Here is a 24474-nt window from a genome sequence, read left to right on the forward strand (position 1 = left end):
TCAAGCCTTTCATTCAGCTCGCGCGCTCTTGCGCCAGGATGGCGTCGAGCGTGCGCTCGACGAGCAGGATCTTGAATGCGTTGTCGTCTGTGGTGCGGGCGCCGGCCAGCAGTTGCGCGGTGGTGGCCTTGCCGCCGCGCGGCAGCTGGCTTTCCGCCGCCGGTACGCGCCACGGCCGGTGCGCCACGCCGCCCACGGCCACGCGGCCGCTGCCGTCCGGCTGCACCACGGCCGCCACCGAAACCAGGGCGAAAGCGTAAGAGGCGCGGTCGCGCACCTTGCGGTAATAGTGCTTGCCGCCCAGCGGCTTGGGCAAGGTCACCGCCGTGATCAATTCACCGGGCATCAAGCTGTGCTCGATGTGCGGCGTATCGCCAGGCAGGCGATAAAAGTCGGCGATCGGGATCGTGCGCGCGCTGCCGTCGGGACGCACGGTCTCCACGCCGACGTCCAGCAGTTGCATGGCCACCGCCATATCGCTCGGGTGCGTCGCGATGCAGGCGGAGCTACCGCCCACGATCGCATGGCCGCGCGTGTGGCCGCCGATGGCCGAGCAGCCGCTGCCGGGCACGCGCTTGTTGCACGCCATATTGGTGTCGTAGAAGTAGGGACAGCGGGTGCGCTGCAGCAGGTTGCCGGCGGTGGTCGCCTTGTTGCGCAGCTGGGTCGAGGCGCCGGCCAGCAGCGCGCGCGACAGCACGGCGTAATCCTTGCGCACGCGCGCGTCGGCCGCCAGGTCGGTGTTGCGCACCAGCGCGCCGATGCGCAGGCCGCCCTCCTTCGTCGGCTCGATCTTGTCGAGCGCCAGGCCATTCACGTCGATCAGGTGGGCCGGGGTTTCGATCTCGAGCTTCATCAGGTCGAGCAGGTTGGTGCCGCCAGCGATGAAACGCGCGTTGGGGGTCCTGGCGGCGGCCGCCGCCGCCTCGGCCGGGGTCGCGGCCTTCTGGTAACTGAATGCCTTCATGCCTTAACTCCTCCGACTTCCTTGATCGCGTCGATGATGTTCGAATAGGCGCCGCAGCGGCAGATATTGCCGCTCATGCGCTCGCGGATCTCGTCGACGGACAGCAGCGGCTTGGCGTTCAGGTCGCCGGTCACGTGGCTCGGGATACCCTGGCGGATCTCGTCGATCACCGCCACGGCCGAACAGATCTGCCCCGGGGTACAGTAGCCGCACTGGAAGCCGTCGTGCTTGACGAACGCCGCCTGCATCGGGTGCAGCTTGTCGGGCGTGCCCATGCCTTCGATGGTGGTGATCTCGGCGCCGTCGTGCATGATCGCGAGGCTCAGGCAGGAATTGATGCGGCGGCCGTCGACCAGCACCGTGCAGGCGCCGCACTGGCCCTGGTCGCAGCCCTTCTTGGTGCCGGTCAGGTGCAGGTTTTCGCGCAATGCGTCGAGCAAGGTGGTGCGGGTGTCCAGCGTGAGTTCGCGCGGCTGGCCGTTCACGCGCAGGGTGACCTTGCTGGTCACCGGCGCCGGCGTCCGGGCCGCGGCGGCGTCGCCCTGGCCCGCGGCCTGGGCGCCGGCCAGCGGCAAGGCCGCCGCCGTCGCGCCGAGCGCGCCGCCGATCAGGACACCGCGGCGGGTCTGGTTGATGTTGGTGGAGTCGTCCATCAGGTGTGCTTCCTTCTGTCAGCGGTTAATTAATCCAGTTGATGTTACGGCAAGCCCTTCCTGCGATTCATGAAGAACGCGGCATAGGCTTATGTCCCCGGCTCATGAATCGGCGCGGCGTGCCGACCGTGTCGACCATGCCGCCAGCAGGGCAACTACCGCGGCGGTCGCCAGCAGGCCTGCGCTCAGGTAAAAGGTTGCCCGATAGCCGCCGGCGTCGAACAGCAGGCCGCCGAGTGTCGCGCCGAGCATGATCGCGAGCTGGACCACGGCCACCATCAATCCTCCGCCGGCTTCGGCGTCGTCCGGCAGGGTCTGGGCCAGCCAGGTCCACCAGCCGACCGGCGCCGAGGTCCCGACCAGCCCCCAGAGCGCGAGCAGCGCGGTCACCGCCGCCGCCGAATGGCCGAAGGCGACCAGCGCGCCGGCCACCAGCGCCATCGCGAGCGGCATCGCCACCAGCACCCGGTACAATCGGTCCTTGAGCACGGCGCCGATCAGGGTCGTGCCGACGAAGCCGGCCACGCCCAGCGCCAGCAGCATCAGCGACAGGGTCGCGGCGCTCACGCCGGTGACGCCCTCCAGGAACGGGCGCAGGTAAGTAAACAGCGCGAACTGCCCCATGAACAGCAGGCTCACCGCCGCCATGCCGAGGACGACCGCCGGCCGCCTCAGGAGTCGCGGGATGCCACTGGACGTCGCGCGCTCGTTGACGCGCAACGCGGGAAGGCTGAACATCAGCCAGGCGAGCGCGATCGCCGCCACCGGCACCAGGCAGAAGAAAGCGCCGCGCCAGCCGATGACGGCCCCGAGATAGCTGCCGGCCGGCGCCGCGATGACGGTCGCCAGCGCATTGCCGCCATTGAGAAGCGCCAGGGCGCGCGGCACGCCGCGCGCCGGCACCAGGCGCATCACGGTCGCCGCCGACATCGACCAGAAGCCGCCGATGGCGACGCCGATCAGCGCGCGGCCGACCATGAACAGGAAGTAGTTGGGCGCGAACGCGGCCACGGTGCCGGAGACGATCATCAGGAAGGTCAGGCCAAGCAGCAGGGTCTTGCGGTCGAGGCGTCCGGCGACCGAACCGAGGAACAGGCTGGTGACCAGGGCGAAGAGGCCGGAAATCGCGATCGACTGGCCGGCCTGGCCTTCGCTGATGCGCAGCTCGGCCGCCAGCGGCGTGAGCAGGCTGACCGGCATGAATTCGGAGGCGACCAGGGCGAAGGCGGCGAGCGACATCGCCATCACGGCGCCCCATGCCGCGCTCTGGGCCGGCCTGCTGTCGCGAGCGGCGGAAATGGTTGGATTCATTGTTGATCAAACAGGGTTGAGGCGGGACGAGCGGCGCCGCCGCTCGTGAAGGCCCGCGTTGCGGGCCGGTGGGTGGATCAAGCGGCCAGGCTGGCGTTATCGATCACGAAGCGGTATTTGACGTCGCCCTTGAGCATGCGCTCGTAGGCGCCGTTGATATCGTCGGCGCGGATCATCTCGATGTCGGCCACGATGCCGTGCTCGGCGCAGAAGTCGAGCATTTCCTGGGTTTCCGGAATGCCGCCGATCATCGAGCCGGCGATCGCGCGGCGCTTCGTGATCAGGTTGAACACCTGCGGCGACGGATGCGGCGACTCGGGCGCGCCGACCAGCACCATGGTGCCGTCGCGCTTGAGCAGGTTGAGGAAGGCGTCCAGGTCGTGCGGCGCGGCGACCGTGTTGACGATCAGGTCCAGGCTCCTGGCCTGGGCCGCCATCGCGTCCGCATCCTTCGAGACCACGACTTCGTCGGCGCCCAGGTTCAGGGCATCCTGGCGTTTCGATTCCGAGGTGGTGAAGGCGACCACGTGGGCGCCCAGGGCGTGGGCCAGCTTGATGCCCATGTGGCCCAGGCCGCCGATGCCGACGATGCCCACGCGCTTGCCGGGACCGGCGTTCCAGTGGCGCAGCGGCGACCAGGTGGTAATGCCGGCGCACAGCAGCGGCGCCACGGCCGCCAGCTGCTCCTGCGGATGGCGCACGCGCAGCACGAAGCGCTCATTGACCACGATCTGCTGCGAATAGCCGCCCAGCGTATGGCCCGGCGCATCCGCGGTCGGGCCGTTATAGGTGCCCACCATATTGTCGCAATAGTTCTCCAGGCCTTCGCCGCAATCGGCGCATGCCTTGCAGCTGTCGACCATGCAGCCGACGCCGACCAGGTCGCCCACCTTATGGCCGCTCACGTGGGCGCCGACCGCCGACACGCGGCCGACGATCTCGTGGCCCGGCACGCAGGGATACAGGGTGCCGGCCCATTCGGCGCGCACCGTGTGCAGGTCGGAGTGGCAGACGCCGCAGAAGTCGATATCGATCTGGACGTCGTGGGCGCCGGGGGCGCGGCGGGTGATGTCGATGGATTCAAGGGGTTTGTCGGCGGCATGCGCGCCGTAGGCTTTGACTGTCATGAGGTTTTCCGTATCGTTCAATGTCGTTTTAGCGCACCCGGCATGGGTGACGCGATTTGTCAGGAGAGCATGGTAGTCGCAAATTCATGCGAAAAACGACGCGGATTTTGACTAGGCTTATGACGTCCATTCATGAATCGGCTCGGTTGTCGTACTGCGCGTCGCTCACCTTTTCCAGCCATTCGACGTTCTTGCCATTGACGGCTTCCTGGATCGCCATATGGCTCACGGACGTCGCCGGCGCCGCGCCATGCCAGTGCTTGACGCCCGGCGGGGTCCAGATCACGTCGCCCGGACGGATGTCCTCTACCTTCCCGCCCCATTGCTGGATGCGTCCGGCCCCGGCCGTCACCACCAGCACCTGGCCGTGCGGATGCGTATGCCAGGCCGAGCGCGCGCCCGGCTCGAAGGTGACGAGGGCGCCCGAAGTGACTGCCGGCGCGCGCGCCGGGAACAGGGGGTCGACGCGCACGCCGCCGGTGAAGTGCTGGGCCGGGCCCTGGCTCGACGGCTGGCTGCCGGCGCGCGCGATGACCATGGTCGAGGCCGCGTCCTTGGCGGTTTGGGCGAATGCGGATGCGGCGAACATCAGCGACAGCGCGGTCGCGGCGAGCAGTTTCATGGGTTCTCCTTGGAATGCAGCATTGATGGAAGAAAAACCAATATAGCCGTCGCCCAAGCGTGCGAGTAGCCCGGCGCCGCTCATTGGGCATATGCGCCGGCGTCATGAATGCACTCATCCGTGCTGCGCTGGACAGCCGCGCCAACCAACGGCACACTATCGGCCATGAACCAGGAATTACTCGACGCCGTTGCCGCCTACGCCCGTGCCCACGCCAACCGCGACGGCCTGGCGCTCACGCCCATCCCCGGCCTGCGCATGATGTGCCTCGACCAGCCGGGCGACAAGCTCGAATCGACCTACCGGCCGCTGGTCTGCCTCGTGCTCCAGGGCGAAAAGCACCTGCTGGCCGGGCGCCAGGAAAAGCTGTGCGCCGAAGGCCAGGCGATCATCGTCAGCGCCGACCTGCCGGTGACGGGCCAGGTGGTGACCGCATCCAGCGAGCGTCCCTATATCGCGCTGGCGATCGAACTCGACATGGCCCTGCTGTCCGAACTGGCCGACCAGCTGCGAAAAGTTGACGCTGCAACCGCACCGCCGCCACCGGACCCGGCGGCGACGATGCTGGTGCACGACGTCGACGCGGCGATCCTCGATTGCGCGCGCCGCCTGATGCACCTGATCGCGCATCCCGAGGCGGTGGCCATCCTGCACCCGGGCCTGATGCGCGAGCTGCATTTCTGGCTGCTCAACGGCGCGCATGGCCGCCAGCTGCGCGCATCGATAGCGCCGGATGCCCATCCGGTGCGCCTGAACCGCGCGGTGGCGATGCTGCGCCTGTCCTACCACCAGAAGCTGCGGGTCGAGGAACTGGCCCAGGCTGCGTCGATGAGCCTGTCGGCCTTCCACAAGCATTTCAAGGACTACACCTCGCTCACGCCGGTGCAGTACCAGAAGCGCCTGCGCCTGATCGAGGCGCGGCGCCTGATGCTGTACGAGGGGGCCACCGCCAACAAGGCGGCGTTCGAGGTCGGCTACGAGAGCAGCTCGCAGTTTACGCGCGAGTATGCGCGCCTGTTCGGCGCGCCGCCGCGGCGCGATGCGCGGCGTCCGGCCACCGTTGCGGCGCCGGAGCTGGCGGCCGAAGCCGCTCTATAAAACGTCTTCGATCCGGATCGGCAGGCGGCGGATGCGTTTGCCGGTCGCGTGATGCACCGCATTGGCGATCGCCGCCGCCACGCCCACCATCGCCACCTCGCCAAGTCCCTTGACGCCGCTCGCATTGAGCAGCGGGTCGGGCCGGTCGACGAAACCCACGTCGATGTGCCCGATGTCGGCATGCACGGGCAGCACGTACTCGGCCAGGTCGGCGTTCAGGAAGCCGCCGTAGCGCGGATCGACCTCGCTGATTTCGCGCAGGGCGGCGCCGATGCCCCACACCACCCCGCCGCGTACCTGGCTGTCGGCCGTCACCGGGCTCACCACGCGGCCGCAGTCGATCATGCTCACCACGCGCGGCACGCGGATGCGGCGCGTCACCGGCTCCACGCTCACCTCGACGAAGTGGGCCGCATAGCTCATCGACACGAATTCCGGGTACACCGGCCCGGCCGGCGCCGGCATGCCGCCCTGCAGGCGGCCATAGACGGCGTCCGGCTGGCCCGGCGCCTTGCGCCGCACCTCGGCCTCGATGCGCTCGCGCTGGGCCAGCGCCAGCACCTCGGCCGGCTTCAAGGCAGGGTCGTGGCCAGGCGCCAGCTGCGCCAGTGCGTCCAGCAGCGCCTGGGCGGCTTCTTCCGCCGCCGGCGCCACGCTGGCCGTGCCCCAGGAGCCGGCGGTCAGGTGCTGGGGCGCGCCGCGGGTGTCGCCGATCTGGATCGCCAGCGCCTGCGGCTCGACCCGCAAACGGCGCACCAGCACATTGGCGATCGCGGTGCGCATCCCCTGCCCCATCTCGTGGCCAGCCACCGTGAACAGGATACGGCCGTCGCGGGTGGCGGCGATGCGCGCGATCGCCGGAGTGGTCGCGGCCTTATAGGCGCCGCAGGCCACGCCCCAGCCGATGGCGGCGCCGTCCGCCGCCTTCATCGAGGCCGGCCGCGCATCGCGCCGGCTCCAGCCGAAGCGGCGCGCGCCTTCGCGCAGGCATTCGGCCATGAAGCGCGAGGACAGCGGCTTGCCGGTGAGCGCGTCGGTCTGGGTATCGTTGCGCAGCCGGAGTTCGACCGGATCGATGCCCAGTTGCTGGGCCAGTTCATCCACCGCCGACTCGAAGGCGAACGCCGCCGGCTGCTCGAACGGCGCGCGCATATAGCCCGGCGTCTGCACGTCGGTGCGCACCAGCCGCTCGCGCCCGCGGAAATTCGGGATGCCGTACAGGCGCGCGCTCATGTCGGCGTACGATGCCGGGAACAGGTCGTGGCGCGAGGTCTGCTGGTCGGCTTCGTGGATGGCCGCCAGAATCTTGCCGGAGGCGTCTGCGCCCAGCTGGATGTGGTGGCGGCTGGCCGGGCGGAAGCTGGCGTCGTGAAACAGCTGGCTGCGCGGCACCACCAGCTTGACCGGCCGGCCGAGCCTGCGCGCCGCCACCGCCGCGAACAGGGTCTGCATCTGCAGCGAGTTCTTGAGGCCGAAGCCGCCGCCGCACTGCGGCGAAACCACGTCGATGCGCGCCGGGTCGAGGTTCAACTGGCGCGCCAGGCCGTGGCGGATCGCGCCGCTGTTCTGCGTGCCCTCGTGGATCACCAGCGTGCCCTTGCGCCACTCGGCCACGGTCGACACCAGCTCGATCGGGTTCTGGTGCTGGGGCGGGTGCAGGTACTCGGCATCGATCCTGTGCGTCGCGCCGGCGTAGGCGGCGTCGGCATCGCCCGCCACCTTGTCGGCGAACATCTGCTGCGGCAGCGGCGAGCCCTGTTGCGGCACGATGTCCTTCGCCGGCGCGTCCAGCGTCACCTGAAATGGCTGTTCTTCATACTTCGCCCGGATCAGGGAGGCCGCTTCGAGCGCCGCCTCCAGCGTGTCGGCCACCACCAGCGCGATCGGCTGGCCGCGATACGCGATTCCTGACTCCAGCATCGGCTGCATGCTCTGGAACGCGAAGCCGCCGCCCAGCACATGGCCGGCCGGCTTGTACTCGCCCATGTCGGCGTGGGTCAGCACCAGCCGCACGCCTCCCGCCTCCCGCGCGGCCCGGGTATCGATGGACCGCACCTCGCCGCGATTGATGGTGGACACCGCCAGCGCCGCATGCAGCATGCCGGGCAGCGCCTGGTCGGCCGCGTACAGCGCGGCGCCGCGGACCTTGTCGCGCGCGTCGATGCGCGCCTGTCTGGGGAATGCCGACTCATTGATATCCATGCTCATCTCAAGTCCTTTGTGCTGCGATCATCAGCGCATCGGCCACCGTGCGGGCGCCGAGCTCGATGCGGAAGGCGTTGTGGTGTCCGGCCCTGGCATCCGCGAAGGCGGCGAATCCGGCCGCCAGCGCCGTCTCGATGGTGAGTTCGCGGCCGGCCAGTCCCTCCTCGGCCAGGCGCGCCCGCCACGGCTTGGTGGCGACGCCGCCCAGCGCGATGCGCGCCTGCGCCACCCGCTTGCCGTCCATTGCCAGGGCCACGGCGGCGGAGCTGAGAGCGAAGGCATACGATTCGCGGTCGCGGATCTTGTGATAGGTCGAGGCGCGCCCGAGGGACGTGACCGGGACCCGGATGCGGGTGATGATCTCGCCCGGCGCCAGCGTGGTCTCGAGGTCGGGCCGGTCGCCCGGCAGACGGTGCAAGGCCTCGACCGGGATGCTGCGCACGCCGTCCGGACCCAGCACGTCGAGCACCGCGTCAAGGGCGACCAGCGCGACCGCGAAGTCGCCGGGATAGGTGGCGATGCAGCTGGGACTCGTCCCCAGCAGGGCGTGGCCGCGGTCGATGCCGTCCAGGGCCGCGCAGCCGCTGCCCGGCTGCCGCTTGTTGCAGGCGAACGGCTCGCCACCGCGGAAATACGCGCAGCGCGTGCGCTGCAGCACGTTGCCGCCCAGGCTGGCCATATTGCGCAGCTGCTGGGACGCCGCGCGCCACAGCGATTCCGACAGCGCCGGATAGTCCTTCACCAGGCGCGGGTCGGCCGCCACGTCGCTCATGCGCGCCAGGCTGCCGAATACCAGCTCGCGCGCGCCGGAAGTATCGAACGCGCGCAATTCCTCGATCGCGTTGATGTCGACGATGGCGGGCGGACGCTCGACGCCCAGCTTCATCAGGTCGTACAGGGTGGTGCCGCCTGCCATCAGGCGCGCCTCCGGGTAGGTGACCATGGCCTGCACGGCCTGCGCGGGCGAACGGGCGCGGATCAGGGTGAATTCACGCATGGTTCACGCCTTTTCGGCGGCGGCCTGGCCAATGGCGGCCACGATGCCGTTGTAGGCGCCGCAGCGGCACAGGTTGCCGCTCATGGTTTCCTTGATGCGCTCGGGCGAACCCGCATTGCCTTCGCGGACGCAGGCGATCGCCGCCATGATCTGGCCCGGCGTGCAGTAGCCGCACTGCAGCGCGTCGTGGTCGATGAAGGCTTGCTGCATCGGGTGCAGGCTGCCGTCGGGCCGCTGCAGGCCTTCGATGGTGTCGACCCGGCGGCCCTCGAGCTGCAGCGCCGGCGTCAGGCACGACACCACGCGGCGGCCGTCGACGTGGATGGTGCAGGCGCCGCACTGGCCATGGTCGCAGCCCTTCTTGGCGCCGCTCAAGCGAAGCCGCTCGCGCAGCAGGTCGAGCGCCGAGGTCCTGGGATCGACCGTCAGGGAGTGCTGCCGGCCGTTGACCTCGAAGCTGAGCGGCACGCCGCCGGCGTGGACTTGCGGCGCGGCGTCCGCGGGCCCGGCCTGGGCCTCGCCGGCACTGACGGCGCCGCTCGCCGCGGCCACCGACAGCACCGACAGCACGAACTCGCGCCGGTTGACCTGTGTCGCCTGGTAAAGCTGGCTGGATGGATCGGGGCCGGTTGTCATGGCGAACTCCTTCTGTCTGGAATGGGGGTGTGCCAAGAATGTAGACCAAGCTTTTCGCACGCACGAGCCGCCTGAATGGAAAAGGCAACAACTGTGCAGGATCAGGCAAACGCAAGCGCGCCGGCGCAGTCCGGCGACAGGGTTTTCTTTCTAATGGCAAAATTTTTGGACAAGCATCGCAACCATCTTCTGGCGAGGCGCATTGAAATCATCCACCGACAGCCTGGATAACCACGTCGAGCGCCTGAGCGGCAAGCGGCGCCCGGTCGTACGCATGGTGGTGGGCATCACGGCCCTGGGCTGCCTGCTGCTGCTCGCCTTCGCCGCCTGGTTCGTCTGGTCGGCGCGGCAGACCCAGATCCGGCAGACCGAAGTGGCGACCTCCAACGTGGCGCGCATGGTCGGGGTCCAGGTGGAAACCGCGATGAAGGCGACCACCATGGCGCTGGCGGACGTTGTCGAACGGGTGGAGCACGATGGCACCGGCGACGACGCATTGAAACGGCTACAGGCCCACCTGATGGTGCTCACCAGGACGACGCCCGAACTGCACGGCATTTTCGTGTACGCCGCCGATGGCCGCTGGCTGGCGACCTCCCTTACCGGCACTCCTCAGGGCAATAATTCGGACCGTGCCTACTTCCAGTACCACCGCGCCCACCCTGGGCGCGACATTTATGTGGCGCATCCGATCAGGAGCCGCTCCACCGGCGTCTGGGTGCTGCCGATCTCGCGCCGCATCGACCATCCCGACGGCAGCTTCGCCGGCGTGGCGCTGGTGACGCTGAAGGTGAACTTCTTCGAGCGCATCTACGACGAAATCGACGTCGGCGAGACCGGCACGGTCCTGCTGGCCCTGGAAGACGGGACGGTGGTCTACCGCCGTCCCTTCGACGACAAGCTGATCGGCACCAACCTCGCGCACGGCGCCGTGTTCCAGGCGATCAGGAAGCACGCCGCAGGCTCGGATTTCATGGTGGCCCGGATCGACAATATCGAGCGCCTGTACAGTTACCGGCGGGTCGACAATTTCGCCTTCGTGATTGCCGTCGGGCAGACCAAGGAAGAACTGCTCGCCCCCTGGAGGCGCTTCAGCATCCTGATGGGCACGGCGGTCCTCCTGATCGCCGCCATGTTCGCGCTCTTCGCCCGCAAGCTGATCCGGCAATTCGTCATCCGCGACCGTCTCGACCAGAAGCTGCGCGCCTATTCGCAGGACCTGCGGCGCGATAACCTCGGGCTGCAGGAACTGGCCCATACCGACACGCTGACGCGGCTGGCCAACCGGCGCCGCTTCGACGAGGTGCTCGCGCATGAGCTGCGCCATGCGCGAATTGCCGGCACTCCGACCGCCCTGCTGCTGCTGGACGTGGACTACTTCAAGAAATTCAACGACCGCTACGGCCATCCGGCCGGCGACGCCTGCCTGCAGGAGGTCGGCCGCATCCTGGCGGCCCAGGTCAACCGCAACCGCGACCTGCCGGCACGCTACGGCGGCGAGGAATTCGCGGTGATCCTGCCGCATACCGAACTGGCCGGCGCGATGGCGGTGGCGGAACGGCTTCGCCATGAGATCCAGGCCCTGCAACTGCCGCACCAGGAGTCGCCGTCCGGCGTCGTCACGGCCAGCATCGGCGTCGCGGTCCTCGTCCGGGCTTCCGGCAACAATGCGGACCCGGGTGAACTCGTCGCACACGCCGACCGGCATCTGTACAACGCCAAGCACGCGGGCCGCAATCGGGTGGATGCCGGTCCTGCGATTTGAAGCTGCATCCGCACTAGCGCGAGGCCGCGTCCCACAACCTCATCACCTGCGTGATGGCCGCATCCAGGCTTGCATGCGTCGCACCGTCGCGCGCCAGCGTCGACAGGCCGGTCAGGAAGCTGTCGAACACCGTGGCCAGCGCCTGCGGGTCGACATCGCGCGCAAGCTGCCCCTGCGCGATGCCGCGTTCGACGCAGGCCAGGATGCCGGCGCACGTGCGCGCGCGCGATTCTGCCAGCGCGGCCGTCACACCCTCGTTCCCAGCACCGCTCGCGCTCATCACGCCGAGCGACACCATGCATCCTTTCGGGTGGCCGTCCTCGCACTGCATCGCCGCAGACCGCCTGAGCGCCAGCTCGATGGCGGCGCGAGGTGCCAGGTCGGCCTCCCACAGGCATTCCGTCACCCGCCCATGGGACGCCAGGTAACAGGTCACCGCTTCCTGGAACAGCGCCTCCTTCGACGCGAAGGCGGCATAGAAGCTTGGCGCCGAAATACCCAGGCCCGCCTTCAACTGACTGAGCGAGGTCGATTCATATCCGTGCTCCCAGAACAGGTGCATCGCGGTCGTCACCGCCGCGCTGCGGTCGAATTGTCGGGGGCGGCCCATTGTCGCCATGTCGTTCTCCTTTTTCGATCGACTTCAATACTAATCGGTACAAAAATCATTGACAAGCCATGCTTGGCCGCACTACATTTATACCGATCAGTACATAAGTAACCGGCCAGCCTGGTCGGTTCATCCTCGACAGGAGTCTTGATGGAAGCAACACATTCCCCCCACCCGGCCGCCCGCGCCGGCAGCCTGCCGGTCGCGGCGCTGCTGGCCCTGGCCATGACCGGATTCATCTGCATCGCCACCGAAACCCTGCCGGCCGGCCTGTTGCCGCTGGTTGCGGAGGGCCTCGGCATAAGCAGTTCGATGGCTGGACAGACCGTGACTGCCTATGCCCTCGGTTCTGTGCTGGCAGCCATTCCGCTCACGATCGCCACCCGCGGCTGGCGGCGCCGCAGCGTCCTGATGCTGACCATCGTCGGTTTCCTGGTCTTCAATACGCTGACCGCGCTGTCGTCCGATGTCACGCTCACCCTGGCGGCGCGCTTCTGCGCCGGGATGGCTGCGGGCCTGGCCTGGAGCCTGCTGGCCGGCTACGCGCGCCGGATGGTCGCCGTCCACCAGCAGGGACAGGCCATGGCCATCGCCATGGTCGGCACTCCGATCGCGCTATCGCTCGGCGTGCCCCTCGGCGCCTGGCTCGGCGGCGCGGTTGGCTGGCGCACGGCGTTCGGTTTCATGTCGGCGCTGTGCGTGGTGCTGATGGTATGGGTGGTGGCCAAGGTGCCCGACTACCCCGGCCAGTCGGACCGGCAGCGCTTGCCCCTGCGCGAGGTATTCGCCACGCCGGGCGTGCGTCCGGTGCTGGCGACCGTGATCGCGTGGATGCTGGCGCATAACATCCTGTACACCTATATCGCGCCGTTCGTGGCGCAGGCCGGGCTGGCCGGGCGCGTGGACGTGGTCCTGCTGGTCTTCGGTGTCGCCGCGCTGGGCGGAATCTGGATCGCCGGCCGGCTGGTGGACAGCCACCTGCGCGCCACCGTCCTGGCCAGCCTGGGCGGTTTCACCGTCCTGTCCCTGCTGTTCGCCTGGCTGTCGGCGGCGCCGTTGGTCGTGTACGCGGGCGTGGCCGCATGGGGCCTGAGCTTCGGCGGCGCGGCCACCCTGCTGCAAACGGCGCTGGCCGACGCCGCGGGCGATGGCGCCGACGTGGCGCTGTCGATGAACGTGGTGGCCTGGAATGGCGCGATCGCGGGCGGCGGCCTGCTCGGCGGTTTCCTGCTCGACCGGTGGGGCGCGGCGTCTTTCCCATGGTCCACGGCCTTGCTGGCCGCGCTCGGCTTCGCGATCGCCTGGTCGAGCAGGACGCACGGCTTCCGGCCCGGCCCCCGCTCTGGCCCGGCCATCGCCGGGCACTGAACCGATCAGGCGGTGGCCAGGCCGCGCAATGAAGTGACGATGTCGTGCAGGCTGGCGACCTCGCAGCTCGGGATCGCCTGCGAGTCGTTGGCCAGGCGGCCGGGATTGAACCAGCAGCTCTCGATGCCGAAGCGGTTGGCGCCGAGGATGTCGGCGTCCAGGCGGTCGCCGACGATCACGGTCTCGAGCTTGGCGAAGCTGCGCGCCATCTTGCTGGTGAACTCGAAGAAGCGGCTGTCGGGCTTGGCGAAGCCGCAGGCTTCGGAAGTGGCGACGAAGGACAGGTGGTCCTGCAGCCCCGAGCTGGCGATGCGGCGGTGCTGGATCTGGTGGGCGCCATTGGTGATGATGCCCACTTCGCCGATGCCGGCCAGGGTTTCGCACAGCTGGGCCGCGCCGTCGACCAGCACCACGGTATCGGTCAGCGATTCAAGGTACAGGTCGCTGGCGCGCTGCGGATCGATCTCGATGCCGTTGTCCGCGAAGGTCTTGCGGAAGCGCTCGACCTTGAGGAAATCCTTGGTCACGGCGCCTTGTTCGAAGCTGCGCCACAGCGCCAGATTGGTCGCCTGGTATTGCTGGAACAAGACGCCAAGCTGCTCGCGCACGCCCAGTTGCTCCATGGTGCGCATGAAGGAGCGCTGTTCGGAAGCGCGGAAGTCGAGCAGGGTGTCGTCGAGGTCGAACAGGAAGAGTCGGTGTTTCATTACGTCGGGATGAGAGTACAACTATGGCTTCATGGTAGCACGCTCATCCGGGACGCGCTCCGGGTCAGCTCGGCTTGGGATCGGGCACCGGTTCCTCGTCGTGCGGCAGGTGCACCGGCTGGTGGTGCGGGTGCGGCGTGTCGAAGGGCTCGGGCATCGGCTCTTCGATCGGGGCCGGATCGGGCGCGCGGTGGGCGTGATAGGCGGCATGATGAGCTGCGTGCATGATGCGATCTCCTTGCTGGAATGCGGATCGGATTACCTTATCATGCGGCCCCGCAGCGCGGCGCGCGCCCGGCAGTGGGCTACAATGCGCTTTCCCTGAACACAGCCTCCTTGCCGCACATGGAATTCTCGATCACCACCCTGGCCCTGCTCGTCCTGACTCCACTGCTGGTGTGGCGCATCTACAGCCGCATCAAGACGCAGATGCAGCGCCAGCGCTCGATCGTCTCGCGCCACTACACCGGCGTGCTGGTATTCGGCGCGATGATCCTGGTGCCGCTGGCGCAGCTGTTCGACACTCCTTACAACCTGGCGGCGCTGCTGGTCGGCGCGGGCGGCGGCATCGGCTATGCCGTCTGGGGCCTGAAACTGACCCGGTTCGAGGAAACCCCGCAGGGTTATCTCTTCACGCCGCCCGCGCGCCTGGGGCTGGTGATGGCGATGATCCTGGTGGCGCGCCTGCTGTACATCGGCATCGAGGTGTATGCCAACCAGGGCAAGGGCATCCCCACCCCGCGCCTGACCGACAGCCCGCTCACCATGCTGTGCGTGGGGATCACGGCGGGCTACTTCGGCTACTACTCGGCGGCGCTGCTGCGCTGGCGGCGGCGGGTGCGCAAGGCGATCGATCAGGTGTGATCCAACAAGAAAGGGGCCGATGGCCCCTTTCCTGATTACGCGGCCTTCGCCTCGTCCTTCCTTCGCTGCAGCACGAAGATCGGCTGCGCCCACTGCATGTCCTTCTTCTTCTTGCTCGTGATGAGTGTGAGTTCCGAAGGATCGTAGACGTCGGTATTGTGCGTCAGCGGCGTCGTCATCAGGTACTGGGCGTCGGTGTTCTTCAGGAACTCGCCGACCAGCTGGATATTCCGGATATCCAGGTGGGCGAACGGTTCGTCGATGAACACGAAGCCGCCCGAGCCTTCTTCCGATTTCAACAGGCCGATCAGCAAGACCAGCGACTTCATCACCTGCTGGCCGCCCGAGGCTTCGCCGTCGTTCATCCCGATCTGGTCCTTGCCGTCGAACTTGAAGCGCACGTGCAGGCCCGCCTGGGCCAGCTGCACGTCGTCGTTCTCCAGCCGCACCGGGTCGGCCTGGACGTCGATGCCGGCCAGCGAACCCAGTTCGCGGATGTTCTTGGTATAGGTCTTGATCGTGTAGCGCAGGCGCTCGATATAGGCCCCGCGCGCATTGCCGGTGGCCTCGATCGCGCGGTTGTTCTGGTAGCGGCGCTCCTCGGTCTCGCTCTGGCGGCTTTCCAGCTGCTCGTGCAGGCGCGCATACTGGTCGATGACGGTCGGGTCCAGTTCCCAGTCCTCGCGCGCCAGCGAGTGCTCCAGCGAGCCGAGGCGCAGGTTGACCTGGTGCGCGTTCTGGTGCCTGGCCACCAGGTCGCCGCGCCAGTTGGGGTTCTTCCAGGCGACAGGCACCGCGCGCCAGCCGCGGCGCAGCTCCAGCAGCGCCCTGGCGTGCTCGCTGCGCTGCTCGATCTGGCGGCGATGGTTCAGGCGCATGCCGGCTTCGGCTTCCGACAAGGCCATGCGCGCGTTCTGCCACACGGTGTCGGCGCGGGTGCGCGCCACCGTGGCGTTCTTGCTCAGGGTCTGCAGCTCGCCCAGGCGCGCGCCCACTTCCAGACGCTCGGCCTTGAGCGGCGCAATCGCGCGCGCGGCCTCCTCGAATTCTTCCTGGCGCGCCGACAGCTCCTTGGCGGCGTCGACGCCGGCGATGCGCGCCTTCAGGCCGCCCACTTCGGCGGCCAGCTTCGAGATGGCGAGGGTCAGCTCGTCTTCGCGCTTTTCCAGCGCCGGCATCAGTTTCTGGATTGCCTCCAGACGCTGGGTCTTGCCCGCCGCACCGAAGCGGTAGCGCGAAGCCTCGACGAACAGCGAGCGGCCGCCGCGGCGTTCGCGGTGGTAGGCGTCCGGCGTGATCCATTCGTCCGAACGGCTCTTGAAGCCTTCGTCGACCGAGTCGACGCGTTCGATGCGTTCCAGCTGGTCGATCAGCCAGCCCGGCGCCTTGCTCGAGAAGCGCACGACGGAGAGCAGGCTGTCGTCCTTCACCACCGGCGCGTTGACGCAGTCCGGCACGATGAAGTGGCGATAACGTTCCTTCTCGGCCAGGCGGTAGGCCGCCGGCGCATCCTTCGCATTCTCCAGCAGCACCACCGAGGCGTAGCCGCCCAGCACACCCTCGACCGCGCCCTGCCACTTCGGATCGGTCACCTCGACGATGTCCGACAGCATGGCGTGGGCGATGCCCTCGTCGCGCAGGGCGCGGCGCATCAGGCGCTGCGCTTCCGGCTCCGGCATCGAGGTCTTGCCCTGCAGCGCCGAGATGGTCGCCATCTCGCCCGCGATCTTGTTCGATACCGCTTCGCGCGCGCTCTTCTGGCGCGCCAGCTCGGCTTCCTTTTCCTCGAGCTGCTTCGCCACTTCGGCGATGTCGGCACCGGCATCCGCCGCCAGCTTTTGCAAGCGGTCGCGCTGCTCGAGCAGGCTTTCCAGGGGCTTCAGGCGCGTGTTCACCTCGGACAGGCGCTTGGCCAGCTGGCCGGCTTCAAGCTCCAGTTCGGTTTCCTGCTTCTGCGCCTCGGTGAGGGCGCGCTGCTGCGCCGCCAGCTGGCTGCGTTTCTCGGCCAGCTGGCCGTCGGCCTGCACCAGCGGCTTCTTCGCCTCGCGCAGCATGCGGCTGTTGTTGGCGGCCTTTTCGCGCGCTTCGTGGTATTGCAGCGCCGGCAGCACTTCTTCCTGCAGCTCGCGCTTCTCCTTGTTCAGGTCGGACCACTGGTGGTGGTTGGCCACGCGCAGGCGCAGCCCCTCCAGGTTGGTGCGCGAGGTCTCGAGCTCGGTCTCGAAGCGCTTGAGCTCGACCTCGGTGTCGCGCTGGTGGCGCTTGGCTTCGTCGTAGGCGTCCAGCACTTCCTTGTCGCCGAAGACCTGGAACACCAGGTCCAGCAACTGGCGCGGCGCGTATTCGCACAGTTTATCGGTCTCGCCCTGCTCCAGCGCCAGCACCTTCGACATCGCCGGCGACAGGCCGGCCGAGGCCAGGCGTTTGCGATAGTTCTCGACGCCCAGCCAGTCGGTGGCTTCGGTCACTTCCTCGATCTCGACGTTACCGGGTCGCATCAGGTACTGGCGCTTCCAGTCGCCGCCATTCTTCTGCACCTGGCAGAACAGGGTCACCTCGTCGTCCGAGAAGAAGCCCGAATGGCGGAACGGCCGGTTCGACAGCTGGCGTCCGATCGGCTTGTTGTCGACCACGGCGCGCAGCCAGGCGCTTTGCTGGCCCGAGTGGCGCGCATAGTGCTTGTACGTCCGGCCCATCGAGCAATCGAGGCCGAACAGGGTGCGCATCGCGTCGAGCAGCGTGGTCTTGCCCGAGCCGTTCTGGCCGGCGATCGTGATGATCTTGGCGTCCAGCGGGATGTTCTTGATCCGCTGCCAGTAATCCCAGTGGACCAGTTCGAGTGATTTAATGTGGAACATCGGCTATCTCAGTTCGGGGTATCGGTTGCGTCATCGGCTACATGAGCGGCAGGCTCGAGCTGCTCGACCGCCACCGCATCGTTGGCGGCTTCGGCGTCGACGGCCACCTTGCGCGGGGCGGCGGCCAGCGGCGCGCGCTTGAAGACTTCGGACAGCGCGCCGTTGATGATGCGCTCCTTGAGCACGTCGGTGTCCATCATCAGGTCCAGCAGCGGGCCTTCCAGGATCACGTCGCCGCGCCGTTCGATGAAGCCCAGCTTGGACAGCACGCCCAGGTTCATGTCCATGCGGGTCTTCTTGCCGAGCTTGTCGCCGAAGTCCGACAGCAGCGCGGTGTACGAGATGCCGATCGACGCGTCTTCGGCGCGCGGGATCGGCGTCTCCTTCTCGAACATATCGTTCTGGTCGTCGTCCACCGTGGTGTGGGTTTCCTGGCGTTCGCGCTTGGGCAGGATGATCTGGGCCCACAGCACCACCAGCAGGGCCACGCCGTCGCGGGTCAGGCCGAAGTTATTGTTCTGCCAGATGTCCTTGGCGCCGAAGATCTTCGGCTCGACGTTGCGGTGCAGGGCCACGGTCACGTGGTCGGCATACACGTTGTCGAGCAGTTTGAGGCCCGATTCGAGCAGGCGCTTGTCGACTTCGGCGCGGAACTGGTCGTCCGACAGCGCGCGCTTGACCATCTTGTCGTCGCGGCGCAGGGTCTGGTGCGTCAGCAGGCGCGCGATCAGGATTTGTGCATCGTCATTCATGTGGGCGTGCCGTCCGAAGGGTGATCTAGATTGAGGGAGAGGGTCGCGATCGACATGGCCGCCACCTCGGGGTCGTCGAGTTCGATCATCTGGTCCTGGGCCTCGAAGGCGAGCGGCAGGCGCGCCAGGTCGGCGGTCGCGCCCTGCAGGCTGGCCTCGGCCGCGTCGCCCAGCAGCGGCAGCAGCGAGGCGCGGTAGGACGCGACGGCGAAACTGGCCGGCAGCAGGGACTCGTGCAGCTGGACCTTCTTGGGGCCGACGTCCGAAAATTCGGGGAAGTTGCCCAGGTTGGCGAAGTCGGCGAGCTTGTTGATCCAGTCGTTCAGCTCGACCATCATGGCCGGGTTGTCGTTGATCGTCAGCGGCGCATCCTGGCCGCTCGGCAGGCCTTTCGGGCCGGTCGAGATCACGCGCTCGGCCAGCAGCTCGGTCTCGGCGACGTCGATCATCTCGGCCGGGGTGGCGAACAGCGGCGTCACCGGGCGGTCGATCGCATCCGATGCCAGGCTCGCCAGGTCTTCATGGGCCAGCAGCCAGCGCTTGACGTCGGTGGTCGACAGGCCGGACTGGCCCAGGTGCACGCGCTGGCGCTCGATCTGGTTCAGCGCGCGCGAGAACATGCCCTGCATATTGAGCAGCGCGCTCTGGGCCCGGCCGATGGCCTGGGCCGCGCGGTGGGTGGCGCTGTCGGCCCGTTCGTCCGAGGTGATGGCGCGCAGGATGACCGAGCCCTTCTCCACCCAGTCGCAGGCCATATGCCACTTGGCCTGCGAGGTGCGCAGGCGGAACTCGGAGCCGGAAGCGATCGCGTCGCGGAATTCCTCGGTCAGCTCGATCAGGCGGCCCAGCAGGTGCTTCAGCTGGTCGACGGTCACGCCGCCGACCGCCTGGGCGCCGGCCACCTGCGACAGCAGGAAGCCCATCTCGGCGTCGTCGTCTTCCGGCTTGCCCAGCGCCAGCAGGGTCTCGAGCGCGGACAGGACGTTGCGCGCCAGCGGCGTGATGCGGTACACCGCGTTTGGTGCGTCCCAGGCCAGCAGACCGTGGCCGCGCAGGCGGTTGAGCACCGTCTCCAGGCTCTCGGGAATCAGGTAGGCCAGCTTCTGGTTGATGTCGGCGCGCGAGAACGCCGAGCTGGCGGTGTCGCCGGCCAGTTCGCGCAGGACGAGCAGGCGCACCAGCACGCCGTCCTGGGTGCCGTGGAACAGGGCCGTGAAGGCCGACAGCATCGGCTGGGCACGCTTGAGGTGGAAGACCTGCTCGATTTCGTCGGGAGCGACGCCTTCCTGGAAGTGTGCCTGCAGCGGATCAAGTTCCGGCGCCGTGGCCGGGGAGTCGGCAGCGAGGGCCGCGCCGGCAAGGGGATCGATCATCGTTGTTACCAGTCTCTCGTGCGCGGTCGAGACGGGCCTGGCATGCGCAATATTGACAATATTGACAATATCTACATGAACGTACTGACAGGCCCGACCGGCGTCGCGGGGGCGTCAGTATAACAGGCTGGACTGGCCAATCAGCGATTGCCGGCCCCGACCGGGGGCCGACAATTGCGGGAAAGACACAGATGTGACTTACGGCTTAGCAATACTCTTCAGCGTCTGTTCGATGGTTTCCTTGTCGCCTTCCGTGAAACGGATCTTGACCGGATACCATTCATGCGCCGGCGCCAGCCACACCTCGATGCTCTGGTCGCGGCTGTCCGGCAAGGCTTCGCGGCTGACCAGCACGGCGTCGACCTGGCCCAGCCCGGTCTTGACCTTCTCGCGCCTGACCACCTTGAAGGTCCAGGCTTCGGCGCTGGTGCGGCCGGCCACGAAGAACGGCCATTCCGAGCCCGGCTTGAACTTGTCGCCGGCCGCGCGCGCGATGGCCGCCAGCTGCCAGGTGATCGATACCCGGTCCTGCTCGCCGCCCTTGAGCGGATAGGTCTTGTCGCCTTCGGAGAAACTGATGACTTTTTCGCCGCGGTCGAAGGTGATCGAGGTCGGGTCCTTGCGCAGGCGCTTTTCGGAAAATTCCACCGGCGCCAGGCCGAACTCATCGATGGCGCCCTGGCTGCGGTTGTCGAGCAGGGTGCCCAGGATGGCCACGCGCGATTCGACGTGCAGGTCGTATTTACCGTCGCCGGCGCGCCAGGCGACAGTGGCGTCGCCCTTGAGCGACAGGCCGCGCTGGCGCGCGTTCAGGTCATACTGCAGGTCCGCCGATGGCGGCAATTCGAAGGCGCGCTTGACGGCTGGATGCGCCGCAGCCGATGGATTGGCGGCCTGGGCGGTGCTGCCCAGGGCGAGTGCCAGCGTGCATGCGACGCCGGCTTTTCGAATGTTGTCTAGGAGCATATCAAAATCCTGAATGGTTCAAGACGATATTATTCACTGTTTGCGTGGTTACTGCTCCGTTGGCCTCCGTATTGCGAATCCGCACCGGATACCAGCCGTGTTGCGGGGCCAGCCAGATGTCGAGTGTCGACTTGTAGGAGCCGGGCTGAGGCGGGCGCGTCAGGTGCCAGGTTTGCAGCTTGCCCAGCCCCGTATCGATCTCTTCCTGCCCCACCACATTGAACCGGTAAACGGCGGCGTCGCGGTCTTCGCCGACAAAGATGTCGATATCCCCGCTGAGTTGCTTGACGTCGCCGCGCGCGATCGCCGACAGCTGCAGCGGGACGCTGGCCTTGTCCTGGGCGCCGGGCACCAGCGGATAGGCCGCCTGTGACGCCGAGAAGGTCACCTTGTTCTGGCCCCAATCGAAATGGGTGGCAGTGAGCGAACGGCCGCGCCGCTTTTCCGTCATCTTGATCGGTGCAAAGCCGCTTGCTGCCACCGCGCCCTCGCTGTGCAAGACCACCAGGTTGACCCGCGTAAATACCACCCGAATGCCGGCCTCGACCTGGATCTTGTAGGTGTCGTCGTTCAGTTGCCACGCCAATAATGCCTCTCCCGACCATTCGGTGCCGTCCTTGTCGGTGCGGGCGACGTCCAGCGTGATCGAAGCCGGGGGCGGCATGTCGACCTTGTAGCGGCGCATCTCGGGAGCGGCTGGGGCGGCCGGCTCAACGGGCGCCGGCGTTTCTGCAGCTGGCGCTGGCGCCGGCGCAGCGGGTGGCGGCGCCGGCACGGCAGGCGCCGGCTCCATGCCGCTTCCCCCGGCGACGCCATCGACCGCGCCGGGTTCCATCCCGACGGTGATGCCGTTCGCCGGGGCCGGCATCCCGAATTCGACCGGCGCAATCACGGGCAAGGGCAGCGGCGCCGCCTCCCGCACCGGCAGCGGCGCGGGCGGCGGCGGTGGCGGCGGCACGGCGGCCGGCAGGACTTGCGCCAGGATCGTCGCCGCCCCGCCGTCGCCATGGCCCTGGCGCGGCAGCTCCAGGTTGACGTCGAGCAGCACGCTCAGCGCGATCCAGTGCAGCAATACGACCAGCGCGACCGGCAGCAGCCGGCGGCGACGCGGAAGTAGAAGTGGTGCGGATTGCATATCCGCTAGTGTAGCGCGGGCGCGGCCCGCGCTGCACGGCGCCTTGGATCTTCCTTCAGCAACCTCAGGTGATCGCCCCGCCGTCGACGGTGAGCACGGCCCCGGTGATCTGGCGCGCCGCCGGGCTGGCCAGGAACGCCACCGCCGCCGCCACGTCGCGCGGCTCGCCGAAGCGTCCCAGCGGGATCAGCGACTTCTGGAATTCGGCGAATTCGCCATTGGCCGGATTCATCTCGGTGTCGGTCGATCCCGGCTGCACCAGGTTGACGGTGATGTCGCGCGCACCCAGTTCGCGCGCCAGGCCGCTGGTGAAGGTCTTGAGCGCGGCCTTGGTCAGGAAATACACGGTGGCCCCCTCGCCGACGATGCGGTCGGCGCCGGCCGAGCCGATGTTGACGATGCGGCCACCCTGGCCCAGGTGCGGGATGGCCGCCTGCGCCGCCAGGATCGGGCCGCGCACGTTCACGTCCAGCAGGGCGTCGATATCGTCCACGGCGATGTCGGCGATCGGCGCATAGCGGGCGATGGCGGCGTTATTGACCAGGATGTCCAGGCCGCCCAAAGCCTGGGCCGCCGCGTCGACCGCGCGCCGGATCGCTGCCGGATCGGCGCTGTCGGCCTGGATCGCGACCGCCTTGCGGCCATGGCCTTCGATGGTGCGCACGACTTCCTGGGCCCGCTCGGCCGAACGCTCGTAGGTGATCGCCACGTCGGCGCCCTGCTGCGCCAGTTCGAGGGCGATCGCGGCGCCGATGCCGCGCGATGCGCCGGTCACGATGGCGCGTTTTCCTTGCAAGTTGTTCATGACATTCCCTTTATGTGTTGATCGATACAGAAATAGTAGATCCGCTGCCGGCGCGCTGTCAATTGATTTTTTAGTGACCGACACATATATTGTGAACGGCGTGCGGCGTTGTCCCGACCCGCAGCCGGACATATACTGTGCGCGATGCAGACGCCCGACCAACCTCTCCTCGACGAAGCGGCCTCCCCAGCGCCGGCGACGCGCGCCCGCGGCCGGCCACGCGCCTTCGACCGCGAAGCCGCCTTGTCGAAGGCCATGCGCCTATTCTGGCAAAAGGGTTACGAAGCCACGTCGCTCACCGACCTCACCGCCGCGATGGGCATCGCCTCGCCGAGCCTGTACGCAGCCTTCGGCTCCAAGGAGGCCTTGTTCGTCGAAGCCCTGAACCATTACGGCGCCACCTATGCCTGGGGCTGGAAGAACTTCCTCGACGCCCCGACCGCGCGCGACGCGGTCCAGGCATGGCTGATGGATTCCGCCGCCTTCCTGACCGGCGGCGTCGAAGACGTCCCCCTCGGCTGCATGGCGACCCTGGCGGTGATCGGCGCCGCGGGCCACCAGCAACTGTGCGAGCAGACGCGCGCCGCGCGCGCCGCGCCGCGGGCGGTCGTCAGGAAACGCCTCGAGCAGGGCGTCGCGGACGGCGAGATTCCGGCCTCGGTCGACCTGGACGCACTCGCCCGCTACGTGCAGATCGTCCAGAACGGGATGTCGCTCCACGCGCGCGACGGCGCCAGCCGCACCGAACTGGAGGCGGCGGTGAAGGTGGCCATGCGCGGCTGGGACGCCCAGGTCGAGGGCTAGCGCCGCCGCATGGCCCATCCGTGCGTAATCTGCTACGCTTGCCGCACAACCACTGGAGACCAACCATGCTGAATCAGCCCATGCCAGGAATGACCGACACGCTCGAATTCGTCAAGAACCTGTGGGGCGGCATGAACATCCCCGGCGCCATGCCAGGCATGGGCGGCATGCCAGGAATGGGCGGCATGCACATGCCGGGCGCCGGCCTGTCGGTGGAAGACCTCGACAAGAAGATCGCCGACCTGAAGGCGGTCGAGTCCTGGCTCAACCTCAACCTGGGCATGCTGCGCGGTTCGATCCAGGCGCTGGAAATCCAGCGCGGCACCCTGGCCACGCTCAAGGCGATGGGCGACAGCATGGCCCAGGCCATGAGCCAGACCGGCGCCGCCAGCGACGCCGCCATGGCGCCCTTCGCGCAATTCTTCACCCAGGCCGCGCAGGCCGCCGCGCCCGCCGCCGCCAGGCCCGCTGACAGCGCCGCGCCACCGCCGCCGGCGCCATCCGCGACGGCGCCCGACACCCCGGTTCCGCCACCGGGCGCCGACGCATCGGCTGCGGCCATGCCGGCCGCCGTCGCATGGTGGAATCTTTTGCAGGACCAGTTCCGCCAGGCCGTGGCCAGCGCCATGCCGCCGGAGAGCGCCCATCCCGACCAGGCCGGCGGCGCGCCGTCCGATGGCGGCGACCGCCCCGCAGCCGGCGCCGCTGCCGCCGGCAAGCCACCCGCCGCAGGCCAATCCGCCAGCGCCCAGAATGGCAACGGCAATCCGGCCCCCAGCCGGCGCGGCGCGCGCGGCAAGACCGACAAGGCCTGAACGCTTGATCCAGACGGTGGCGCTCGCCTCCAAACC

Annotated in this window: 23 protein-coding genes; 6 read left to right on the top strand and 17 right to left on the bottom strand. The window is 68.0% G+C overall.

Annotation, left to right across the window (positions count from 1 at the left end; translation table 11 throughout):
* Positions 1-13: 13 nt before the first annotated feature.
* From DIR46_RS11005 to DIR46_RS11025, 5 genes are all read right to left on the bottom strand, one after another.
* Positions 14-967 carry an FAD binding domain-containing protein gene (locus tag DIR46_RS11005; protein ID WP_109345265.1) on the bottom strand — a complete coding sequence of 318 codons (954 nt, stop codon included), beginning with the start codon at positions 965-967 and terminating at the stop codon, positions 14-16.
* On the bottom strand, positions 964-1620 hold the full coding sequence (paoA, locus tag DIR46_RS11010) for an aldehyde dehydrogenase iron-sulfur subunit PaoA (protein WP_109345266.1): 657 nt from the start codon (positions 1618-1620) through the stop codon (positions 964-966). Before paoA ends, DIR46_RS11005 begins: the two co-directional genes overlap by 4 nt.
* A gap of 102 nt (positions 1621-1722) precedes the next feature.
* Complete coding sequence (locus DIR46_RS11015; protein WP_109345267.1) at positions 1723-2931, bottom strand: MFS transporter; 1209 nt, start codon at positions 2929-2931, stop codon at positions 1723-1725.
* A gap of 77 nt (positions 2932-3008) precedes the next feature.
* Positions 3009-4058: an NAD(P)-dependent alcohol dehydrogenase gene (locus tag DIR46_RS11020; protein WP_109345268.1), complete on the bottom strand. Its 1050-nt coding sequence runs from the start codon at positions 4056-4058 to the stop codon at positions 3009-3011.
* Between the two features lie 130 nt (positions 4059-4188).
* Positions 4189-4680, bottom strand: coding sequence for a (R)-mandelonitrile lyase (locus tag DIR46_RS11025; protein ID WP_205289110.1), 492 nt, complete (start codon positions 4678-4680; stop codon positions 4189-4191).
* Between the two features lie 108 nt (positions 4681-4788).
* On the opposite strand from DIR46_RS11025, the gene DIR46_RS11030 reads away from it, so the two are divergent.
* Complete coding sequence (locus DIR46_RS11030) at positions 4789-5778, top strand: AraC family transcriptional regulator (RefSeq protein WP_229446573.1); 990 nt, start codon at positions 4789-4791, stop codon at positions 5776-5778.
* Here the strand turns inward: DIR46_RS11030 and DIR46_RS11035 are convergent.
* The 3 genes from DIR46_RS11035 to DIR46_RS11045 are packed head-to-tail and all read right to left on the bottom strand — an operon-like array spanning position 5773 to position 9616.
* On the bottom strand, positions 5773-7980 hold the full coding sequence (locus tag DIR46_RS11035) for a xanthine dehydrogenase family protein molybdopterin-binding subunit (protein ID WP_229446574.1): 2208 nt from the start codon (positions 7978-7980) through the stop codon (positions 5773-5775). The two genes, DIR46_RS11030 and DIR46_RS11035, sit on opposite strands and share 6 nt — an antisense overlap.
* A gap of 7 nt (positions 7981-7987) precedes the next feature.
* Positions 7988-8980, bottom strand: a complete 993-nt coding sequence (locus DIR46_RS11040) for an FAD binding domain-containing protein (RefSeq protein ID WP_109345271.1) — start codon at positions 8978-8980, stop codon at positions 7988-7990.
* A gap of 3 nt (positions 8981-8983) precedes the next feature.
* A complete protein-coding gene (locus tag DIR46_RS11045) occupies positions 8984-9616 on the bottom strand; it encodes a (2Fe-2S)-binding protein (protein WP_109345272.1) in 633 nt (210 codons plus the stop codon).
* A 202-nt stretch (positions 9617-9818) separates the two neighbouring features.
* On the opposite strand from DIR46_RS11045, the gene DIR46_RS11050 reads away from it, so the two are divergent.
* Complete coding sequence (locus DIR46_RS11050; RefSeq protein ID WP_109345273.1) at positions 9819-11381, top strand: GGDEF domain-containing protein; 1563 nt, start codon at positions 9819-9821, stop codon at positions 11379-11381.
* A gap of 13 nt (positions 11382-11394) precedes the next feature.
* Here DIR46_RS11050 and DIR46_RS11055 read toward each other — a convergent pair whose 3' ends face one another.
* Positions 11395-12000, bottom strand: coding sequence for a TetR/AcrR family transcriptional regulator (locus DIR46_RS11055; protein WP_109345274.1), 606 nt, complete (start codon positions 11998-12000; stop codon positions 11395-11397).
* 141 nt (positions 12001-12141) lie between these two features.
* Between DIR46_RS11055 and DIR46_RS11060 the strand changes: the two genes are divergently transcribed.
* Positions 12142-13359 (top strand): MFS transporter, encoded by a 1218-nt coding sequence (locus DIR46_RS11060; protein WP_109345275.1) that lies wholly within the window; start codon positions 12142-12144, stop codon positions 13357-13359.
* A gap of 5 nt (positions 13360-13364) precedes the next feature.
* Here DIR46_RS11060 and DIR46_RS11065 read toward each other — a convergent pair whose 3' ends face one another.
* Both DIR46_RS11065 and DIR46_RS26940 read right to left on the bottom strand, forming a co-directional pair.
* Positions 13365-14066, bottom strand: coding sequence for a YjjG family noncanonical pyrimidine nucleotidase (locus DIR46_RS11065; RefSeq protein WP_109345276.1), 702 nt, complete (start codon positions 14064-14066; stop codon positions 13365-13367).
* 64 nt (positions 14067-14130) lie between these two features.
* Positions 14131-14292 (bottom strand): hypothetical protein, encoded by a 162-nt coding sequence (locus DIR46_RS26940; RefSeq protein ID WP_205289111.1) that lies wholly within the window; start codon positions 14290-14292, stop codon positions 14131-14133.
* 119 nt (positions 14293-14411) lie between these two features.
* Between DIR46_RS26940 and DIR46_RS11070 the strand changes: the two genes are divergently transcribed.
* Positions 14412-14930: a CcdC protein domain-containing protein gene (locus DIR46_RS11070; protein WP_109345277.1), complete on the top strand. Its 519-nt coding sequence runs from the start codon at positions 14412-14414 to the stop codon at positions 14928-14930.
* Positions 14931-14965: 35 nt separating this feature from the next.
* Here DIR46_RS11070 and DIR46_RS11075 read toward each other — a convergent pair whose 3' ends face one another.
* From DIR46_RS11075 to DIR46_RS11100, 6 genes are all read right to left on the bottom strand, one after another.
* Positions 14966-17788 carry an ATP-binding protein gene (locus DIR46_RS11075; protein ID WP_109345278.1) on the bottom strand — a complete coding sequence of 941 codons (2823 nt, stop codon included), beginning with the start codon at positions 17786-17788 and terminating at the stop codon, positions 14966-14968.
* Positions 17789-17796: 8 nt separating this feature from the next.
* Positions 17797-18540 carry a hypothetical protein gene (locus DIR46_RS11080; protein WP_109345279.1) on the bottom strand — a complete coding sequence of 248 codons (744 nt, stop codon included), beginning with the start codon at positions 18538-18540 and terminating at the stop codon, positions 17797-17799.
* Positions 18537-19913: a hypothetical protein gene (locus DIR46_RS11085; protein WP_109345280.1), complete on the bottom strand. Its 1377-nt coding sequence runs from the start codon at positions 19911-19913 to the stop codon at positions 18537-18539. Before DIR46_RS11085 ends, DIR46_RS11080 begins: the two co-directional genes overlap by 4 nt.
* 198 nt (positions 19914-20111) lie before the next feature.
* Positions 20112-20879 (bottom strand): DUF3108 domain-containing protein, encoded by a 768-nt coding sequence (locus DIR46_RS11090; protein ID WP_109345281.1) that lies wholly within the window; start codon positions 20877-20879, stop codon positions 20112-20114.
* A 1-nt stretch (position 20880) separates the two neighbouring features.
* Positions 20881-22014, bottom strand: coding sequence for a DUF3108 domain-containing protein (locus tag DIR46_RS11095; protein WP_109345282.1), 1134 nt, complete (start codon positions 22012-22014; stop codon positions 20881-20883).
* Positions 22015-22078: 64 nt separating this feature from the next.
* Positions 22079-22819 carry an SDR family NAD(P)-dependent oxidoreductase gene (locus DIR46_RS11100; protein ID WP_109345283.1) on the bottom strand — a complete coding sequence of 247 codons (741 nt, stop codon included), beginning with the start codon at positions 22817-22819 and terminating at the stop codon, positions 22079-22081.
* Positions 22820-22963: 144 nt separating this feature from the next.
* Between DIR46_RS11100 and DIR46_RS11105 the strand changes: the two genes are divergently transcribed.
* Both DIR46_RS11105 and DIR46_RS11110 read left to right on the top strand, forming a co-directional pair.
* A complete protein-coding gene (locus DIR46_RS11105) occupies positions 22964-23623 on the top strand; it encodes a TetR/AcrR family transcriptional regulator (protein WP_109345284.1) in 660 nt (219 codons plus the stop codon).
* Between the two features lie 65 nt (positions 23624-23688).
* Positions 23689-24438, top strand: coding sequence for a PhaM family polyhydroxyalkanoate granule multifunctional regulatory protein (locus tag DIR46_RS11110; protein ID WP_109345285.1), 750 nt, complete (start codon positions 23689-23691; stop codon positions 24436-24438).
* Positions 24439-24474 lie beyond the last annotated feature (36 nt).

This window comes from Massilia oculi (assembly GCF_003143515.1).
In the GTDB taxonomy this organism is placed as follows: Bacteria; Pseudomonadota; Gammaproteobacteria; order Burkholderiales; family Burkholderiaceae_D; genus Telluria; species Telluria oculi.

What these genes read in the sequence shown, in the direction of transcription:
- DIR46_RS11005 (WP_109345265.1), bottom strand. Translation starts at nt 967, where the DNA reads ATGAAGGCATTCAGTTACCAGAAGGCCGCGACCCCGGCCGAGGCGGCG.
- paoA (WP_109345266.1), bottom strand. Translation starts at nt 1,620, where the DNA reads ATGGACGACTCCACCAACATCAACCAGACCCGCCGCGGTGTCCTGATC.
- DIR46_RS11015 (WP_109345267.1), bottom strand. Translation starts at nt 2,931, where the DNA reads ATGAATCCAACCATTTCCGCCGCTCGCGACAGCAGGCCGGCCCAGAGC.
- DIR46_RS11020 (WP_109345268.1), bottom strand. Translation starts at nt 4,058, where the DNA reads ATGACAGTCAAAGCCTACGGCGCGCATGCCGCCGACAAACCCCTTGAA.
- DIR46_RS11025 (WP_205289110.1), bottom strand. Translation starts at nt 4,680, where the DNA reads ATGAAACTGCTCGCCGCGACCGCGCTGTCGCTGATGTTCGCCGCATCC.
- DIR46_RS11030 (WP_229446573.1), top strand. Translation starts at nt 4,789, where the DNA reads ATGCACTCATCCGTGCTGCGCTGGACAGCCGCGCCAACCAACGGCACA.
- DIR46_RS11035 (WP_229446574.1), bottom strand. Translation starts at nt 7,980, where the DNA reads ATGGATATCAATGAGTCGGCATTCCCCAGACAGGCGCGCATCGACGCG.
- DIR46_RS11040 (WP_109345271.1), bottom strand. Translation starts at nt 8,980, where the DNA reads ATGCGTGAATTCACCCTGATCCGCGCCCGTTCGCCCGCGCAGGCCGTG.
- DIR46_RS11045 (WP_109345272.1), bottom strand. Translation starts at nt 9,616, where the DNA reads ATGACAACCGGCCCCGATCCATCCAGCCAGCTTTACCAGGCGACACAG.
- DIR46_RS11055 (WP_109345274.1), bottom strand. Translation starts at nt 12,000, where the DNA reads ATGGCGACAATGGGCCGCCCCCGACAATTCGACCGCAGCGCGGCGGTG.
- DIR46_RS11060 (WP_109345275.1), top strand. Translation starts at nt 12,142, where the DNA reads ATGGAAGCAACACATTCCCCCCACCCGGCCGCCCGCGCCGGCAGCCTG.
- DIR46_RS11065 (WP_109345276.1), bottom strand. Translation starts at nt 14,066, where the DNA reads ATGAAACACCGACTCTTCCTGTTCGACCTCGACGACACCCTGCTCGAC.
- DIR46_RS26940 (WP_205289111.1), bottom strand. Translation starts at nt 14,292, where the DNA reads ATGCACGCAGCTCATCATGCCGCCTATCACGCCCACCGCGCGCCCGAT.
- DIR46_RS11070 (WP_109345277.1), top strand. Translation starts at nt 14,412, where the DNA reads ATGGAATTCTCGATCACCACCCTGGCCCTGCTCGTCCTGACTCCACTG.
- DIR46_RS11075 (WP_109345278.1), bottom strand. Translation starts at nt 17,788, where the DNA reads ATGTTCCACATTAAATCACTCGAACTGGTCCACTGGGATTACTGGCAG.
- DIR46_RS11080 (WP_109345279.1), bottom strand. Translation starts at nt 18,540, where the DNA reads ATGAATGACGATGCACAAATCCTGATCGCGCGCCTGCTGACGCACCAG.
- DIR46_RS11085 (WP_109345280.1), bottom strand. Translation starts at nt 19,913, where the DNA reads ATGATCGATCCCCTTGCCGGCGCGGCCCTCGCTGCCGACTCCCCGGCC.
- DIR46_RS11090 (WP_109345281.1), bottom strand. Translation starts at nt 20,879, where the DNA reads ATGCTCCTAGACAACATTCGAAAAGCCGGCGTCGCATGCACGCTGGCA.
- DIR46_RS11095 (WP_109345282.1), bottom strand. Translation starts at nt 22,014, where the DNA reads ATGCAATCCGCACCACTTCTACTTCCGCGTCGCCGCCGGCTGCTGCCG.
- DIR46_RS11100 (WP_109345283.1), bottom strand. Translation starts at nt 22,819, where the DNA reads ATGAACAACTTGCAAGGAAAACGCGCCATCGTGACCGGCGCATCGCGC.
- DIR46_RS11105 (WP_109345284.1), top strand. Translation starts at nt 22,964, where the DNA reads ATGCAGACGCCCGACCAACCTCTCCTCGACGAAGCGGCCTCCCCAGCG.
- DIR46_RS11110 (WP_109345285.1), top strand. Translation starts at nt 23,689, where the DNA reads ATGCTGAATCAGCCCATGCCAGGAATGACCGACACGCTCGAATTCGTC.